The sequence below is a fragment of the Formosa sp. Hel3_A1_48 genome, from assembly GCF_001735715.1.
In the GTDB taxonomy this organism is placed as follows: domain Bacteria; phylum Bacteroidota; class Bacteroidia; order Flavobacteriales; family Flavobacteriaceae; genus UBA3537.
In genome coordinates, this window is record NZ_CP017259.1 from 481,705 (window position 1) to 498,067 (window position 16,363).

General features: G+C 34.5%; 19 protein-coding genes. 14 read left to right on the forward strand and 5 right to left on the reverse strand.

Annotated features, from left to right (window positions below; genetic code table 11):
* Window positions 1–2 precede the first annotated feature (2 nt).
* The 10 genes from FORMA_RS02125 to FORMA_RS02170 all read left to right on the forward strand — a co-directional run bounded on the left by FORMA_RS02125 (window position 3) and on the right by FORMA_RS02170 (window position 6,831).
* Window positions 3–728, forward strand: a complete 726-nt coding sequence (locus tag FORMA_RS02125; RefSeq protein ID WP_069674104.1) for an acetolactate decarboxylase — start codon at window positions 3–5, stop codon at window positions 726–728.
* Entirely contained in the window at window positions 725–1,456 is a 732-nt protein-coding gene (locus FORMA_RS02130; protein WP_069674105.1) for a heavy-metal-associated domain-containing protein, read from the forward strand. The genes FORMA_RS02125 and FORMA_RS02130 overlap by 4 nt, the downstream gene beginning before the upstream one ends.
* A gap of 6 nt (window positions 1,457–1,462) precedes the next feature.
* Complete coding sequence (locus FORMA_RS02135; RefSeq protein WP_069674106.1) at window positions 1,463–2,170, forward strand: PepSY domain-containing protein; 708 nt, start codon at window positions 1,463–1,465, stop codon at window positions 2,168–2,170.
* Between the two features lie 4 nt (window positions 2,171–2,174).
* A complete protein-coding gene (locus tag FORMA_RS02140; protein ID WP_069674107.1) occupies window positions 2,175–3,947 on the forward strand; it encodes an efflux RND transporter periplasmic adaptor subunit in 1,773 nt (590 codons plus the stop codon).
* Window positions 3,948–3,979: 32 nt separating this feature from the next.
* Window positions 3,980–4,594 carry a DUF3347 domain-containing protein gene (locus tag FORMA_RS02145; RefSeq protein WP_069674108.1) on the forward strand — a complete coding sequence of 205 codons (615 nt, stop codon included), beginning with the start codon at window positions 3,980–3,982 and terminating at the stop codon, window positions 4,592–4,594.
* The gene (locus tag FORMA_RS02150; RefSeq protein WP_069674109.1) at window positions 4,595–5,050 is read left to right on the forward strand and encodes a heme-binding domain-containing protein; all 456 of its coding nucleotides are present in this window, start codon (window positions 4,595–4,597) and stop codon (window positions 5,048–5,050) included. It abuts the gene before it with no gap.
* A 74-nt stretch (window positions 5,051–5,124) separates the two neighbouring features.
* Window positions 5,125–5,511, forward strand: a complete 387-nt coding sequence (locus FORMA_RS02155; protein WP_069674110.1) for a hypothetical protein — start codon at window positions 5,125–5,127, stop codon at window positions 5,509–5,511.
* Window positions 5,512–5,569: 58 nt separating this feature from the next.
* Window positions 5,570–5,830, forward strand: coding sequence for a hypothetical protein (locus tag FORMA_RS02160; protein WP_157506012.1), 261 nt, complete (start codon window positions 5,570–5,572; stop codon window positions 5,828–5,830).
* Window positions 5,831–5,961: 131 nt separating this feature from the next.
* The gene (locus FORMA_RS02165; RefSeq protein ID WP_224476890.1) at window positions 5,962–6,186 is read left to right on the forward strand and encodes a YgaP family membrane protein; all 225 of its coding nucleotides are present in this window, start codon (window positions 5,962–5,964) and stop codon (window positions 6,184–6,186) included.
* Between the two features lie 111 nt (window positions 6,187–6,297).
* Window positions 6,298–6,831 (forward strand): hypothetical protein, encoded by a 534-nt coding sequence (locus tag FORMA_RS02170; protein WP_069674113.1) that lies wholly within the window; start codon window positions 6,298–6,300, stop codon window positions 6,829–6,831.
* A 37-nt stretch (window positions 6,832–6,868) separates the two neighbouring features.
* Here FORMA_RS02170 and FORMA_RS02175 read toward each other — a convergent pair whose 3' ends face one another.
* Both FORMA_RS02175 and FORMA_RS02180 read right to left on the reverse strand, forming a co-directional pair.
* The gene (locus tag FORMA_RS02175) at window positions 6,869–8,158 is read right to left on the reverse strand and encodes a site-specific integrase (protein ID WP_069674114.1); all 1,290 of its coding nucleotides are present in this window, start codon (window positions 8,156–8,158) and stop codon (window positions 6,869–6,871) included.
* Window positions 8,159–8,411: 253 nt separating this feature from the next.
* A complete protein-coding gene (locus FORMA_RS02180) occupies window positions 8,412–9,362 on the reverse strand; it encodes an NAD-dependent epimerase/dehydratase family protein (protein WP_069674115.1) in 951 nt (316 codons plus the stop codon).
* A 114-nt stretch (window positions 9,363–9,476) separates the two neighbouring features.
* On the opposite strand from FORMA_RS02180, the gene FORMA_RS02185 reads away from it, so the two are divergent.
* A complete protein-coding gene (locus tag FORMA_RS02185) occupies window positions 9,477–10,010 on the forward strand; it encodes a hypothetical protein (RefSeq protein WP_069674116.1) in 534 nt (177 codons plus the stop codon).
* Between the two features lie 31 nt (window positions 10,011–10,041).
* Here FORMA_RS02185 and FORMA_RS02190 read toward each other — a convergent pair whose 3' ends face one another.
* Together FORMA_RS02190 and FORMA_RS02195 are read right to left on the reverse strand one after the other, a co-directional pair.
* Window positions 10,042–10,746 carry a hypothetical protein gene (locus FORMA_RS02190; RefSeq protein WP_069674117.1) on the reverse strand — a complete coding sequence of 235 codons (705 nt, stop codon included), beginning with the start codon at window positions 10,744–10,746 and terminating at the stop codon, window positions 10,042–10,044.
* A gap of 324 nt (window positions 10,747–11,070) precedes the next feature.
* Window positions 11,071–11,421, reverse strand: a complete 351-nt coding sequence (locus FORMA_RS02195; protein WP_069674118.1) for a hypothetical protein — start codon at window positions 11,419–11,421, stop codon at window positions 11,071–11,073.
* Between the two features lie 164 nt (window positions 11,422–11,585).
* Here FORMA_RS02195 and FORMA_RS02200 point away from each other — a divergent pair, with 164 nt between their 5' ends.
* The 3 genes from FORMA_RS02200 (at window position 11,586) to FORMA_RS02210 (ending at window position 15,335) form a co-directional block, all read left to right on the forward strand.
* Window positions 11,586–11,912, forward strand: coding sequence for a single-stranded DNA-binding protein (locus tag FORMA_RS02200; RefSeq protein WP_069674119.1), 327 nt, complete (start codon window positions 11,586–11,588; stop codon window positions 11,910–11,912).
* 89 nt (window positions 11,913–12,001) lie between these two features.
* Complete coding sequence (locus FORMA_RS02205) at window positions 12,002–13,693, forward strand: DUF1800 family protein (RefSeq protein WP_069674120.1); 1,692 nt, start codon at window positions 12,002–12,004, stop codon at window positions 13,691–13,693.
* Window positions 13,694–13,703: 10 nt separating this feature from the next.
* Window positions 13,704–15,335 carry a DUF1501 domain-containing protein gene (locus FORMA_RS02210; protein ID WP_069674121.1) on the forward strand — a complete coding sequence of 544 codons (1,632 nt, stop codon included), beginning with the start codon at window positions 13,704–13,706 and terminating at the stop codon, window positions 15,333–15,335.
* Between the two features lie 4 nt (window positions 15,336–15,339).
* Here FORMA_RS02210 and FORMA_RS02215 read toward each other — a convergent pair whose 3' ends face one another.
* The gene (locus FORMA_RS02215; RefSeq protein WP_069674122.1) at window positions 15,340–16,335 is read right to left on the reverse strand and encodes a LacI family DNA-binding transcriptional regulator; all 996 of its coding nucleotides are present in this window, start codon (window positions 16,333–16,335) and stop codon (window positions 15,340–15,342) included.
* Window positions 16,336–16,363 lie beyond the last annotated feature (28 nt).

Genomic DNA, 16,363 nt, shown 5'->3' on the forward strand with positions numbered 1-16,363 from the left:
CTATGAATAAATCAACATATATAATCGTATTGGTAATAATGGTAATTGCTTTTACCTCTTGCCAAAACACACACAAAAAAGAAGTCTCAATATTAGTAAAACATTCGGGAGCTTTAAGAACAATAATGTCTGGTAACATTCAACCCGTAATTAGTTTAGATACACTTTCAAAAAAGAAACATCTATATGCTCTTGGTGCTGTAGATAATCTCAAAGGTGAAATACAAATATTTGATAGTAAACCGAGCAACAGCTTTGTGATTGATAGTAGCTTGCAAATTAAAGATTCTTATAGTCTAAAAGCGTCTTTATTAGTATATGCTGAAGTGGAAGAATGGGATACTTTTCAAATCGAGAATAGTAAGACAAAAAGTGATTTAGAAGAACAAATTTTTGAACTCGCCACAAATAGTGGAATCAATACTGAAGAACCATTTCCTTTCTTATTAGAAGGTATAATCGCCTCTGTGGATTGGCACGTCATAAATTGGAAAGATGGTGATACTATCCACAACCATAAAAAGCATAAGGAATCTGGTTTAAATGGAACTTTAGCAAATAGAAGAGTTCAAATTATAGGCTTCTATTCCACAAAGCATAAAGCAGTTTTCACTCATCATACTACCAATATGCATATGCATTTTAAAACTGATGATAATGCTATTGCTGGTCATATTGATGATTTATCATTTAATCAAACAGTAACATTAAAGCTACCAAAAAAATGAAACATATATATAAAATAAAAGGAATGACCTGTGGCAGTTGTAAAGCATCTGTAGAAAACAGTTTAAGAGATATAGATGATGTTTCCGATGTCGAAGTTAATCTTGAAAATCAAGAAGCAACAATAACTATGGATAAACATATTGATATTGTAGAACTTCAAAAGTCTTTAGCATCGAAATATACCATAACTCAAAAAGAAATAAAGAATGTTTTTACGTCTACGCAATCTTCAAGTTTTGAGATTGAAGAAGAAAAAAGCAAATTACAACAACTTAAACCACTATTACTCATCATCTTCTATATAGCGTCAGCAAGCGTATTGTTAAATTATAAAAATTGGAGTTGGAGCGAGTTTATGCTGGACTTTATGGGCTTATTCTACATCGTTTTTAGTTTTTTCAAGATGTTAGATTTAAAAGGTTTTCCAGAATCCTTTCGTATGTACGACCCTTTAGCTAAACGTGTTCCTTTTTATGGGAAAGTTTATCCATTTATTGAAACAGCTTTAGGACTGATGTTTTTAATGCGGTTTGAAATTAATATAGCTTTAATAATTACACTAATAGTATTAGGGATAACAACAATTGGAGTAACAAAAACATTATTGGACAAAAAATCAATACGATGTGCGTGTTTAGGTACTGCTTTAAAATTACCTATGACAGAAGCCACTTTTATTGAAAATGCTATTATGATTGTAATGGCGACATTAATGCTTATAAATTAAATTGTTATGGTAAATAGACATACGGCGTTAAAAATTAGAAAAACCCACAGGTATTTGGGTCTCTTTTTAGGGATTCAATTCCTGTTTTGGACTATTAGTGGTTTATACTTTAGTTGGACGAACATCGATGAAATACACGGAGACCAATTTAAAAACTTGGAGTATCAACCCAAAGCATTTAATAGTTTAATAAGTCCTTCAGAAATGGATGTTTCAAATGGAATAAAGACTATTGAATTAAGAGATATTGATAATGCACCGTACTATTGGATAAATAAAGAGCAATTGTATAATGCTTTAGATGGAATGCCAAAAAATAGTATTACGCAGGATGAGGCACTCTATATTGCCAAAAACCATATGAAAAGTGGTTTAGAGGTAGAATCTGTTGAGCAAATTACTGAAACTGGAAAACACCACGAGTATCGAGAAAAACTACTACCTGCTTATGTTATCTCATATAAAACAGATGAAGCACTAAAAGCATACGTTTCTGTAAGCGACGGAAAATTTCAAACCGTAAGACATCGTTCTTGGCGTTGGTTTGATTTTCTTTGGATGACACATACTATGGACTATGAAGGCAGAGACAATTTTAATACCATTGTTTTGAGAGCATTTTCACTTTTAGGATTGATAACCGTTTTAAGTGGGTTTTTGTTGTGGTACACCTCGTCACCTTCAATTAAGAAATTATTAAAACGAAAAAAATAAAGAAATGAAAAAATATATAGTTTATCTCGGAATATTAGCTGTAGGTCTACTTTTAGGGTGGATACTGTTTGGTGGCTCATCAAAAGAAGATACAGACCATAATCACGATGCAGTTACAGAAACCAATCAAATGTGGACCTGTTCAATGCATCCACAGATTATGCAACCAGCAGCAGGAGATTGCCCCATTTGTGGTATGGATTTAATTCCTGCAGAAAGCGGAAGTGATGGTTTATTAGCAGGCCAATTTAAGCTTACAGAAAACGCTATGGCTTTGGCTAATATTCAAACAACTGTTGTCAGTAAAGGCAATGCAGAAGGCAATACCATTAAACTATCTGGTAAGATTGCCGAAAATGAAGAAGCCAATGCGGTACAGGTAAGTTACTTTTCAGGTAGAATTGAACATTTGAATGTGAGTTTTACAGGCGAAGAAGTTCATAAAGGTCAGTTATTAGCAACCATTTATTCGCCAGAACTCTATGCAGCGCAACAAGAATTGATTACAGCAGCATCTTTAAAAGAATCACAACCAGCTTTATACAAAGCGGTTCGTAATAAATTGAAGTTATGGAAGCTCTCTGAAAATCAAATCAATCAGATTGAAGAAACCCAAAAAGTGAAAGAAAACTTTCCTGTGTATGCAACCGTTTCAGGAACAGTTACCGAAAAATTAGTAGAGCAAGGCGATTTCATAAAACAAGGTCAACCGTTATTGAAGATTGCCAATCTCAACACGGTTTGGGCAAATTTTGATGTCTATGAAAACCAGATAGAGTTATTTAAAAAAGGTCAAGAAGTTTCTGTATCTACCAATGCAAATGCAAATAAGGTATTTAAAGGAAAAGTCGATTTCATAGACCCAATTTTGAACAGTAAAACAAGAACAATAACCTTACGTGTAGTTCTAAATAATAAAGATTATGTATTTAAACCAGGAATGTTTGTGTCTGCAAATATTGATAGTGTTAAGAATGAAAATAAAGAAATCTTATCGATTCCTGCATCTGCTGTGTTATGGACTGGAGAACGCTCTGTGGTTTACTTAAAAACAAATCCAGACCAAACCGTTTTTGAAATGCAAGAAGTAGTTTTAGGTAATCAAATAGGTAATGAATATGAGGTTTTAGAAGGTTTATTAGTTGGAAATGAAATAGTGACTAACGGAACATTTACGGTTGATGCAGCAGCACAATTACAAGGCAAAAAGTCTATGATGAATAAAGATGGTGGCAAAGTAATGACTGGACACGAAGGTCATTTAGGTATGGATAACAATTCACCCAACAAAGAAAGTGACCACACTAATATGAATGAGCGTTTGAAAGTATCAATGAAATTTCAAGAGCAGTTAAAAGCTGTTTTCAATGAGTATATCAATTTAAAAGATGCTTTAGTAAAAGAAGATTCAAAAAGTACTTCAGCAAACGCAACAACTTTATTAAATAAATTGAATAAAGTAGATATGAAATTGTTGTCAGATAATAAGGCGCATAACCATTGGATGTCATTAGAAGGCGAAATAAAATCTTCTGCAACTTCAATTTCTGAAACGTCCGATATAAAATCACAAAGAGACCATTTTAAACATTTATCATCACATCTAATCAATGCTGTACAACTATTTGGTGTCGATGAAAAGGTCTATGTAGAATTTTGCCCAATGGCAGATAACAACAATGGTGCATATTGGTTGAGCAAAGAAGAAAAAGTAATCAATCCATATTTTGGCAGCGCAATGCTAACCTGTGGAGAAGTAAAACAAGTAATAGAATAATAAATCAAGTAATAACAATTAAATTTTAAACAATGAAAAAAGTAAGATTAACAACAATTATGGTAATGGCATTTATAAGCTTATCAGCAATGTCTTGTAAAGATGCGAAAACAGAAAACAGTACCAATTCTGAAATGATTACTGAGGAAGACCATTCAAAAATGAACCACGATAATTCCGATGGTCACCACGATGTGGATAAAAAGGAAATGGCAATGAACGGAGATGGAAATTCCCAAACAATATTAAATGACTATTTCAACTTAAAGGATGCCTTAGTGGCAGATGATAATGCCAAAGCTAAAGAATTGGGTGCAACCCTCGCAACATCATTAGGAAAGCTTGACATTTCAAAATATACGGATGCTCAGCAATCAGAATTAAAGGACATTATGGAAGATGCTATCGAGCACGCAGAACATATCAGTGAAAGTGATATTAAACACCAACGCGAACATTTTAAAGTTTTGAGCAAAGATGTTACTGATATGGTAGCTATTACGGGAACACAAGTGAAACTATACGAGCAATTTTGTCCAATGTATGATGGCGGTACAGCTTGGTTGAGTACAAAGGAAGAAATACGCAATCCATATTATGGAAGCCAGATGTTGAAATGTGGTAAAGTACAGCGAGAAATTAACTAAATGAAAATTGTAAAAATCATAGCACTGATTTTATTGGTTGGATTTGTGGGCATACAGTTTGTGCCCACAGACCTCAATCAAAGTGATACTGTGCCAAAAACTGACTTCTTGTTGGTAAACAACACCCAAGAAAACATAAGCGCATTATTACAAGAGTCCTGCTATGATTGTCATAGTAATAACACAGAATACCCTTGGTACAATAAGGTACAACCTGTTGCTTGGTTTTTAGAAGACCACATTAATGAAGGAAAGGAAGAATTGAATTTCAATGAATGGGATGCGTATTCCAACCGAAGAAAAAACAGCAAACTAAAGTCAATAATTAGTCAGGTTAAAGATGATGAGATGCCACTAGCATCTTACACCTTGATTCACAAGGATGCTAAGTTGTCCAATTCTGAAAAGACCTTGATTATTGATTATATGAAGAACCTAAAAGAAACATTAAAATAATGCCCTGATATGGGAAGGAAATACTGGTTGGTTGGTTAATAGCCCTTCCCATTTCAGGCACTATAAAAAGTATTATGAAACAAACCCTTAACATAAAGAATATGGTATGTGACAGATGCAAATCAACTGTATTAAGGGAGTTGGAAGAATTGGGTTGTGACATAAAAACGGTTGAGCTTGGACAAATTGTTCTAAACAAAAAGACAGGCATCCAAACATTAGAATTAGAAAAAGTGCTGAGCAAACACGGTTTTGAAATCATAAAGGATGAAACAGAAATTTTGATAGAGGAAATAAAAATTGCGCTCATAAAAAAAATCGAAAATCAGGACAATGCAAACCTTTCATCTTTTTTGACCAAAAGGTTTAATAATTACTCCTACACTAAAAATAAAACCGTCCGTAGGCGCATAAATTTCTGGAAATTCTGGATTGTCGTGTGGTGGCAAAACCAAAGGTGAAAACCTACTTTGTCTTCTGTCTGTAAAGTTTTCAAAATTTACAAAGGTTGTTCCCCATTTGAAATTGCGCATTAAAAGCAATCCCATAGTTATAAAATCCGGATACCAACTCCTTGATCATTTCATTCTATCTGAAGAAAGTTGGCTCAGCAATTACTATAGTCCTTTAGAAAAGGAGCTCGCAACTCTTAAGAAAGATCTTTCCAAAGACGAAGAGACAAAAGAAGTTGTTCAATCTTACAAAGATGAAATAGAGCTATACAAAAGGTTTAAGGATTACTTTGGGTATGGTTTCTATGTAGCGAGGAAGGTGAATTAAGAAATTCTTGGCTGCATCTTTGAATAATAGGGGGAGCAACTTATAATGATAAAACCGTTATACTATTGTAGTATAGCGGTTTTTTTACTTTAAAATTATTATCTTGCTCTAAACCAATAAAATAAATCAATATGGAAAAAAATGTTTCTAAAGTAAGAGCACATGATGCAATTGTAGGAGTCTTGTATTTAATAAGTGCAGGCTTAACGCTATACACATCCAACTTGAACTTTGTGTGGATCGCGGTAGCAGTTGGCGGACTTCAACTTATAAGTCCAATGACAAAATTCTGCCCGGTTTATTTCATCCTTAATAAACTAATGCCAAATACTGACCCTATTCAGAATGGTAAGTAAAACTTAAGTCACAAATAGATTTACTTTTGCTGCAACTTTGATTAATAGGGGGAGGGGAAATCAAAATTCAAACATCTCAATCTCCTTATTTTAATTTCTTAATTTTGACTCATGTCAAGCACTAATTCAAAAGATAAAGACAACCCTTCAAAAAGAATAGAATACAGAGGAAAAAATGTCCGAGTTTCAAGAACTGGTGGTGTTTCTGCAACGAAAACATTTAAAGGAGATGGAGTTGGCGCTACTATAAACACTAAACACGGACTTCGTCTTCACAAACGATTATTTAAGGGAGCAAGAATGGGTTTCCAAAACGGAAACTTTCAGTTCATTGGAAGATACAATAGTGGTCCTTTTAACTTTAATGTTTCAAAAAATGGGATTAGTACCTCCCTCAAAAATAAAAGAGGTTCTTATAACATCCTAAAACCGAATTACTCCAGTTTCAAATTAGGAGGTGTTCAAGTAAGAGGGAAAAACGCTGCTACTTTTCAAATGATCTACATGTTGATCATTCTCTTTGTTAATTTCATTAAAGTATTTTGGCACATTTTCATCTCTATTTTGTGGTTTAGTTTTTTATCCATTAAATGGATTGTAGATTTTACAATTGGATTTTTTAAAGGTTTTAGAGAAGTTGACTAACGTTACCGGTAACTAAAGCACCTTATAACTTTATAATTTACACATTAAAAAATCTCTGTCTCAGTATATGTCGGGTGCGCTCATCTGATGTGATTCTAATATACTTAAGAAATTCCTTTTCAGTTTTATGACCCGAAAAATGCATGATATCTTGAATTGACATTCCTTTTAAGTACATATTGGTACAGAAACTTCTACGTGCAGTATGTGACTCCAACATTTCCCACTTTGGACGAATATAGGTTCTTTTTACTCCTCCCTTTGTATCATGACATAAAACATCTTCATTCATATCTAATCTTCTACCAATCAACTTGAGATACTTGTTTATCTTTTGGTCTGATAGTTTTGGAGGGGGTTGGTTATTATATCTGTGCATAATTTCTTTTAGTTCCTGTGTGATTGGACAGTTAACCTTAACACCACTTTTCTTTTGAAGAATTTCAAAAAAATGGACCCCATCCTTTTCTACAATATCAATACCAGATAATCTATTGTAGTCACTAATTCGTTGTCCAGTATAACAACCCACTAAGAAAATATCTCTTGCCAACTCCATAGTCTTGTCATTTGAAAGATCTAAATCCTTCATCTTACATATTTCATTCTCACTTAAATAAATCTTTGTTGGCTCCTCCGTTGGAATTGAAAACAACCTGAAATCTACATCTCCAATTAAACCTCTCCTCTTCCCCTCCAACACAATTGTTTTTATTGATTTGAAATGTTTTGAAATGGTGTTTAATTTAAACCCTTGTTCAACCTCCAAAAACCTCTTAAAGTCGTTTAAAATAGGTCTTGTGAAAGATGTGAAATCAATTGATGTTGTGGAATCTGAAAACAATTTAAGTTTCTTTAAGGACTGTTTATATAGTAGTAAAGTAACATTTTCAATACTACCCCTCTTCTCCTCGATGAACTCATCTGCAAAAACAAAAAAATCATCTTGAATTACTTTTACTTCTGATTCAATATTTCGATTTGTCAACCTATCGAGAATAGATCTTAAAACTTCATTATTGACTTCTTTTCCCTCCAATACTAATTCCGAATGATCACGAATGAGTTCATTCTGTAACTTGTCAAGGTACCTATTAACTGTTGCTGAATTAATTATAAGACTTCGATTTCTTCTAACCCTTTGTCTTTCAAAATCCCAATCTGCATAACCTACTGATATTCCAATTGAATATCTTAATCTTTGTCGTTTCCCATAGGAAAACCACAATGAAATTGGACTTTCTTTTCTACTTTGTTTTAATGTCTCTTTGGACTCCTTCAAATTGTACCTTACAGTTCCTAATTGTGGTTTAATTATTTTCTTCATACGGCTAATATACAGCGCATAAAGGGTGTGCTCAAAGGTGTGCGCAGTTTAGTTATTTGTAGTTTATTTGTCTTTATTTCATTTTATGTCTTTATAATAAAAATGATGTTATATCATTAATTTTTAATGATTTAGGTGTTTTTGAGATTAAATGAAATAAAGTAATTTCTTCCTGGAGGTACCACGAAAACCCTACTTTAAGAGTAGGGTTTTTTGATTTTTTAGCAACTCAAATGAATAGGAGCCTTAAAAACTATTTGTTCCTAAGATTATAGCACATATCATCCACCATTCGTTTCAAGTCGAATTGAGGCTGCCAATCCCAGTCGTTCCTCGCACTACTATCATCTATGCTCTCTGGCCAGCTTTCAGCAATTTCTTGACGGAAGTCAGGAGTGTACTTTATTTCAAAATTTGGAAATAATGGTAAAAGAGATTCATATAAAGTTTTGGGAGTAAAACTCAATGCGCCTAGATTATAGGACGATCGAACTTTAATTTTCTTTGAATCGGTTTCCATAAGTTCAATTACAGCCCTTATGGCATCATCCATATACATCATTGGTAATGCAGTATTCTCTGCTAAAAAACATTCAAATGGCTGATGAGCTACTGCCTTGTGAAAAATATCAACGGCATAATCCGTCGTTCCTCCCCCAGGACTTGATTGCCAACCGATTAAACCAGGAAAACGCAAACTCCGCACGTCGATTCCATATTTTTTGTTGTAATAGGCACACCAACGCTCTCCAGAGAGCTTGGAAATTCCGTAGACGGTAGTAGGCTCCATAATTGTTAACTGAGGCACATTGATTTTTGGAGAAGATGGCCCAAAAACCGCAATACTTGAAGGCCAAAACACATACTTAATGAATCCGTCTTTAGCCAAATTAAGAACATTAAATAACGAAGACATATTTAAGTCCCAAGCCTTGCTTGGGTAGTTTTCGGCATTGGCACTTAACATTGCTGCCATCAAATAGACAGTGGACACATTGTACTTTTGGACAACGTTTTGAAGTGCATCATAACTCGTGGCATCTATTTGAACAAATAAACCCATTTGTGAGGATTCCTTTTTGGGTATCTTTATATCGCTAGCGATTACAGCAGATGCCCCGTATTTCTTGCGTAATTCAGTTGTCAGCACAGTTCCAATCTGACCAGAAGCTCCAAGTATAAGATGTGTAGAATTTTGTTGCATCTATTGATTTATTGTGCTTATAAATTGATTTTATTGTCGAACCGCCTAAAATTATTTCTAGTATAATACCTAATTTATTGCCATCTTTGTTAGACTATAATTTATTGTAAATACATGTGCTTACAACATACCAAATGTAATAATTTTTTTGTGATTGGGTTTTTGAGCCTTGCTACTCTATTGGGCTGTAAATCAAAAAAAAACGAACTTACTAATATTGAAGTAAGTGACGCGACATCGACGGTTATATCGGACAAAAAAGTAAATCCACAATCTACACCCACAATTGAAATTGACGATAGTGCTCTGACCAAACTAGATCAATGGACCGCTTTTTTTGTGTTAGAAAAAGAACTTAAAAAGTTAGAAGAGAACAAATCCAATTCATTTCAGGGCAATAAAGATGAAATCGAAAATTACTTTGAAGAGTTAACTTTAAACACTCCTGAAGTTTTTGACACTAATGCCATTTGGGCACGATTTAAAGTTCTTGAGACAGAAGTATTTCTATACAATGAATATTATGGTTCAGAGGCTACACAAGAGCTTACAGCATCTGCACGCGAGAAGGTTTTATTAGCATACCAAAACCTTGTAAGACAAATCAACAAAATACACGAAAAGGCCACTCAAACTATTTCTGAATAGTATTTAGACTATTTCTCTTAACAAATTTATGCTAGTTTTTTTCTTGTTCTAGTTTTTGATTTGTTATCGCTGTTTTGGCCAAAATAGCTAAATTAAACTCGGGAGCCATAGCCAAGGCTTCATCTAATAAGGCAATAGCTGAAGCGTGATTTAGTTCAGGATTTTCTCTAAATTTAGTGATCGCTTTCAAATATACAAAGCCTGCCTTTATAGGAACTTGATAAGGGGTTTGTGCCTCATAATAAGGCTTCATCATTTCAGCAGAACTATTCGCAATCCCATAAGTGATGTTTAGGCTTGCACCTGTTAAATCATTGGTTTGAATCTTTAAATCTGCTAGTTCGTATGCTAATCCAACGCTTGGTTTTCTTTTAAACAGGAGCTCATAATGTTCTAAAGCTCTTACTGGCTCGTTGAGCGATTTTAGACTAACCGCTTTTACCTCTACTGCCATATCAGTATCTGTTTCATCTTTTTGAATACCCAAGATATTTAGGGCTTGTATGTACTTACCTTCATTCATATACAACGCAGCCAAGGTATCTTGTCGCGCTACATTAGGTTCCAATACCAGTAAATGCGTCATCGCATTAATTACACCATCTACATCGCCTTGCTTTTGCATTTGAGCATAATACGCCTTGTAGTGATCCAATAAATTCTGTTGGTTTTGTGCATGATTGAATTGAATTGATAAGCCAAAGGCAGTCAATAGTAAAAAGTATTTGATTTTCATAAGTATTGAATTTAATGCGTCAAAAGTAATTTATTTTTTGAAATAAACCTTTAAAAAAAAAGCACCTCTACAGTAGGTGCTTTTTTAAGATTAACCAATTTAACTTTTAAAAAAATAGTTGTAAAAAATTACTTCTATAAATATACTAGGTGTTCAAGATTTTCACAATAGAGATGTAACAAACGGACAATTGATGTAATAAACGGTAATATTTTGTAATAACCGGGAAAATTAGTGAGTGAAAAGGGCTGAAAACGAGCATTTTAAACTCAAATTACATCCTTTTCAAGACGAAAAAATAGATTGTATTAATGTTTTTCAAGATCAATCACGCTTAACTAAAGCAAAAAAATCATTTTCAAGAGGCAAATATCCTTGGTCATAAACAAAATAATAGGTGTTCCCGGTTTTGGTGGTATAAATGCTCGTAAAATAATTGAAATCAAAACCCAATGCGATGAGCTGAGCTCTTGTTTTTTTTGTTTTTTGATGGGGATTCAATTGTTCCAAGATTCGCCAGTTTTTACGCAAGCGGTTATTGATGTTTCGCATTAAATTTTTTTGGTCTTTGTTCATGCGGTTATTGTAGGTATTGCGGCAGCCATCGCTGCAAAACTTCTTGTCGGTGCGGCCTATTATTTTTTCTCCACATTCTGGGCATTGTTTGGAACTCATAAGTACTTTTTTTGTAAAACTACAAAATATTCATTTACAAACGACAACAAACGATTACAAATGAAAGTAAACAACAAACACCCGACTAAGTAGTTTTTTGGGGGTTAAGTTTGTGGTGTCGAAAAGTTCGATTGCATAACTGTTAAACCATTAAAAAAATAATTATGAACACACTTAGAAACAAAGTACAGTTAATTGGTAACTTGGGTAACGACCCAGAAATTATCACTTTAGAAGGTGGTAAAAAACTTGCGAAATTCTCTTTGGCTACAAACGAGCATTACAAAGATAAAGACGGTCAGAAACAAACAAAAACAGACTGGCACAATGTGGTTGCGTGGAACAAAACTGCCGAGCTCATCGAGCAATATGTTTCCAAGGGTAAAGAGATTGCCATTGAAGGCAAGCTCAGTACACGAAGCTACGAGGATAAAGAGGGACAAAAGCGCTATACTACAGAAGTAATTGTCAATGAATTATTACTGCTGTAAGCTGACTTAATCACATACCAAACAAACCCACCTCGTGTGGGTTTTTTTAATTAATGATTTGATTATAAATATTTTAACTAAATTTGAGCATGCCATCTCTGTCTCCATCAACAGCAGTTTTGGGTGTTCGGAAAGCCAAACACCTACTAAGGCGAAGTTGTTTTCACTACAGCAAAACTACTTTGGACTTCTATTCTGGATTGACACCAGAACAAGCTTTAGATGAATTAGCACAAGAGCCTAATGTGTTTTGGGAACATCCATACGATTGGAAACCAGATAATAATACAGGAATTGTTGATGACTTTTGGTTGCACACCCCAAATACAGCTCCATCAGACTTCCCTAATGGCCAAGGCCGAAAGCGTGGTATTGTATATGGATGGTGGTGGTATAATAGCTTAAAGCAAAATAGTCTGAAGCACAAGTTGATATTTTTTCTACACACCACTTTTACAGTTTCCAAAGACAATGGAGTGGGTAAGTCCTCTTTTTTTTACGATTACTTACGTTTATTGGACTTTTATGCCTTTGGCAATTTAAAAACATTGGCAAAAAAAATCACCTTCGATAATGCAATGCTAAACTATTTGGACAATACCACCAATAATAAAAATAATCCCAATGAAAATTATGCGCGAGAATTTTTAGAGTTGTTTACAGTTCTTAAAGGACCACAAATTGATGAAGGAAATTACACAAATTATACAGAGGAGGATATTCAAAAAACCGCCAAAGTTTTTTCAGGGATTAAAATGAAACCGCTACGAGACACAATCGATCCCGATACGGGAATTCCTATGGGATATGTCAATACTTTTCAGCACGATAGCAATCCAAAAACCTTTTCTAGTGCCTTTGGCAATACCACTATTGCAGGTGGGAGTTCAGAAAGTGAAGTGCATATGGAATTGGAAAATTATGTTGATATGGTCTTTGCTCAACCTGAAACAGCCAAAGCCTATTGCAGAAAGCTGTATCGTTTTTTCGTAAAAAGTGAATGGAGTCAAGATGTAGAAGATGATATCATCACTCCGCTAGCAAATCAACTTATAACCTCTAATTTTTCTGTATTGGAAGTCACCAAAACACTCTTGAAATCAAAACATTTTTTTGATGAAGATAATAGTGATAGTACTGATCAAATTATAGGCAGCATTGTTAAAAATCCGATTCAAATGTTGAGTGAAATGATAAATCTTTTACAACTCCAACTCCCAAATCCAGAAGCATCTTACAGCCCCTCACCAGTATCATACACAACGGATCAAATCAATTTTTATAAATTTCATCATAGCTTTTGCTACTTTAGCTTTTTTCCAGGATCTAGTGTTAACCCATTTTCGCCTGACACTGTGGCGGGATACCCTGCAGATTATCAAGGGCCGAACTTTGACCGCAGTTGGTTTTCATCCAACACCGTTATAGCGCGTTATAAACTTATTGAATCTTTTATTTCTGGTAAAAATAAAATTAATGCCCCTAATACAAACATTAGGGTGCAATTTGACACTGTTGATTTTGTTGAAAATTCGGGAATTTTTTCTCTAGCAAGTGACGCCTACACTTTAGTTAATGATATGGCAGAACTCATTTATTGCGAATCTATAGACAATGATCGAATTCAATATTTCATGTCTGTACTTAATGACTTAAATCCATCATATTGGAATTCTGCATGGTATCAATACTTACAAACGGGGAGTGATGTTCAAGTTCGTATACGTTTGGAGGCTTTATTTACAAAAATGTTAAACGCTGCCGAATTTCAATTGATGTAAAATTTTGATAATGAAAAGAAGACAATTTGTAAAACTTACCAGTACAGCTTCAGCCATGGGCTTGATGCCATTTCAGGTACAGGCTTCTCTTAAGTTGGCCAATAGTGTTTTCAATTGTGATTTTACAAACCGCAAACTTGTACTAATCGAGCTCTCAGGAGGTAACGATGGTCTAAACACTGTTATTCCAATCAATGTATTTACAGATTATCAAAACTTGAGACCTAATATTTTCATTCCTTCATCACAATATTTACCACTTAGCGCAATTGACTCTAGTATTCAAGGCACGAATCAAGATATAGCTTTGCACCCTGCACTTTCTGGATTTCAAACACTTTTCGCACAAGATCAAATGCGTATTATTCAATCTGTAGGATATCCTTACCAAAACAAAAGTCACTTTGCTTCAAAAGATATTTATGCTACGGGAAATGATGGTAGCGGCTGGACCAATGGCAACAGCAGTGGATGGATTGGGCGTTTTATGGAACAACACTACAACCAATTCATTCCAACAACTTTCCCCTTGGGCGTACAAATAGGCTCACCAAATCTAAATCTTGGTTTCCATGGAATCGTAGAGCATGGCTTAGCAATTAATATTAATGGACAAGATGCCGAAAATTTTTATTCTGTTTTAAGTGGATTAGCTGGTGATGCTCCAACAAATATTCCTAACTCTGATTATGGTACCGAGTTACAATATATAATTGATACAGATGCTTTATCCAATCAGTACTCAGAGACGATTTCAAACGCGTTCAGTGCAGGAACTAATTTAGTAACTTATCCAGACTCAAATCTAGCAAACCAACTCAAAACTGTTGCTCGATTGATTCGTGGCAACATGCAATCTAAAGTATACCTTGTTACTTTAGGTGGATTTGATACTCATAATGCACAAAATCAAGGATCAGGAGATATTTTAGGAAAGCACAACAATCTATTAAGTGAATTGTCTGAAGCAGTGTCGGCTTTCATGCTAGATATTAATGCTGATTCTATCGGGGAAGATGTTATTGGTCTAACTTTTTCTGAATTTGGTAGAAAAGCCAAAGAAAATGGAAGTTTAGGAACAGACCACGGAGAAGTTGCTCCGATGTTTGTTTTTGGACGTGCAGTTCAAAGTGGAATTTCTGGAATAAATGTAGATTTGACTGAAGCTACTGAAGACAATAATTTTCAGGTTGAATCTGTTCAATATGATTATCGCACAACCTTTGCCACTCTTTTTCAAGACTTTTTAGGTGCCTCAGATTCTCAAATAGATGCTACATTTTTAGATAACTCGACTAATTCAAGCTTTACAGATTCTAAAATCAATGAGCTACTAAAAAACTCTCATAAGGTTGACGCATCATGTTATAATGAAGCTTTGAATACACCAGTACCTACTACAGGTGAATGGGCTATTTTTCCAAACCCCTTCCAAGACGATATCAATGTAACGAGTGAGTATCCCGAACTAGAAACACATTTTGAGTTACTCAATCAAACTGGACAGGTTATAAAAAAAGGTGTATTAAACTTTAGAAATGCTAAGGCTATTATTACGACTAATGGACTAGCTCGTGGCTTGTATATTTTAACCCTATTTAACAGACAAGACAAATCAGTTCATAAACTGATAAAAAATTAATTCTTTAAGAAGATGCACGCTGAGAAAGTGTAGAGTCTATTACTACAGAATGGTCATTATTAGATTTATTTTCTAGTTGTTCAATCAGCAAAGTCGCAGCAGTTTTCCCCATTGTATAACTGTGTTGGTTAATGGTTGTTAATTCTGGCGCTAGATAAGGGGCCATACGTTCACTAACATAACCAATAACTGCCATATCTTGAGGGATTTTTTTATCCAGATCACGTGCGACTTTGTAAGATGCAAAGGAAGCATCTGTATCTAGCGCAATGACGGCGTCGAGCGGATTGTTTTTGATATATTCCTTTAGGGTATTTGCAACCCCGTCCCGGTCAGATGTCAAAACAATAGGCGTTAAGCCTGCATCAGCCATGGCCTTTTGATAGCCTTTTGTTCGTTGTTTTCCTACATTGAGATTGTTTATCGCTGACAATAAAATAATATTTTTTCTATTGGCCTTAATCAAACCTTGAGTAGCTTCTGAAATTGCGGTATGATCATTTGTAGTGACTTTTGTACAAGGAATAGAGTCGATAACACGATCGAACATAACTAATGACTTTTCATCATTTATAGCATCTTCAAAATGACTAAAATCTTCAAGTGTTTGTGTTTCCTCAGAAACTGCAACAATAAATCCATCAACAACACCATTACTCAACATATCAAAGTTATCCACTTCTTTATCGTGAGATTCTTTAGTCAGACAAACGATTGTGCTGTATTTTGTTTGAGAGATTACACTCTCAATGCCGTACAGAGCACGGGCAAAAAAACTATTTTGGACAGAAGGTATTACCACAGCAATGGTGTTTGTTCGGCCAGATTTCAGTCCCAGAGCAATTTTATTGGGTCGGTAGTTGTGTAATTTTGCCAACTCCACAATGCGCTTTTTGGTCGCATCACTAATTTCATGGCTATCGTTAAGCGCCTTTGATATGGTTGAAATTGATACACCAAGAATTGAGGCTAATTCTTTTAAAGTTATTTTACTTGCCATGTTCTGTTTTGGATTTGAAAAAAGTCCT

What these genes read in the sequence shown, in the direction of transcription:
- FORMA_RS02125 (WP_069674104.1), top strand. Translation starts at nt 3, where the DNA reads ATGAATAAATCAACATATATAATCGTATTGGTAATAATGGTAATTGCT.
- FORMA_RS02130 (WP_069674105.1), top strand. Translation starts at nt 725, where the DNA reads ATGAAACATATATATAAAATAAAAGGAATGACCTGTGGCAGTTGTAAA.
- FORMA_RS02135 (WP_069674106.1), top strand. Translation starts at nt 1,463, where the DNA reads ATGGTAAATAGACATACGGCGTTAAAAATTAGAAAAACCCACAGGTAT.
- FORMA_RS02140 (WP_069674107.1), top strand. Translation starts at nt 2,175, where the DNA reads ATGAAAAAATATATAGTTTATCTCGGAATATTAGCTGTAGGTCTACTT.
- FORMA_RS02145 (WP_069674108.1), top strand. Translation starts at nt 3,980, where the DNA reads ATGAAAAAAGTAAGATTAACAACAATTATGGTAATGGCATTTATAAGC.
- FORMA_RS02150 (WP_069674109.1), top strand. Translation starts at nt 4,595, where the DNA reads ATGAAAATTGTAAAAATCATAGCACTGATTTTATTGGTTGGATTTGTG.
- FORMA_RS02155 (WP_069674110.1), top strand. Translation starts at nt 5,125, where the DNA reads ATGAAACAAACCCTTAACATAAAGAATATGGTATGTGACAGATGCAAA.
- FORMA_RS02165 (WP_224476890.1), top strand. Translation starts at nt 5,962, where the DNA reads ATGGAAAAAAATGTTTCTAAAGTAAGAGCACATGATGCAATTGTAGGA.
- FORMA_RS02170 (WP_069674113.1), top strand. Translation starts at nt 6,298, where the DNA reads ATGTCAAGCACTAATTCAAAAGATAAAGACAACCCTTCAAAAAGAATA.
- FORMA_RS02175 (WP_069674114.1), bottom strand. Translation starts at nt 8,158, where the DNA reads ATGAAGAAAATAATTAAACCACAATTAGGAACTGTAAGGTACAATTTG.
- FORMA_RS02180 (WP_069674115.1), bottom strand. Translation starts at nt 9,362, where the DNA reads ATGCAACAAAATTCTACACATCTTATACTTGGAGCTTCTGGTCAGATT.
- FORMA_RS02185 (WP_069674116.1), top strand. Translation starts at nt 9,477, where the DNA reads ATGTGCTTACAACATACCAAATGTAATAATTTTTTTGTGATTGGGTTT.
- FORMA_RS02190 (WP_069674117.1), bottom strand. Translation starts at nt 10,746, where the DNA reads ATGAAAATCAAATACTTTTTACTATTGACTGCCTTTGGCTTATCAATT.
- FORMA_RS02195 (WP_069674118.1), bottom strand. Translation starts at nt 11,421, where the DNA reads ATGAGTTCCAAACAATGCCCAGAATGTGGAGAAAAAATAATAGGCCGC.
- FORMA_RS02200 (WP_069674119.1), top strand. Translation starts at nt 11,586, where the DNA reads ATGAACACACTTAGAAACAAAGTACAGTTAATTGGTAACTTGGGTAAC.
- FORMA_RS02205 (WP_069674120.1), top strand. Translation starts at nt 12,002, where the DNA reads ATGCCATCTCTGTCTCCATCAACAGCAGTTTTGGGTGTTCGGAAAGCC.
- FORMA_RS02210 (WP_069674121.1), top strand. Translation starts at nt 13,704, where the DNA reads ATGAAAAGAAGACAATTTGTAAAACTTACCAGTACAGCTTCAGCCATG.
- FORMA_RS02215 (WP_069674122.1), bottom strand. Translation starts at nt 16,335, where the DNA reads ATGGCAAGTAAAATAACTTTAAAAGAATTAGCCTCAATTCTTGGTGTA.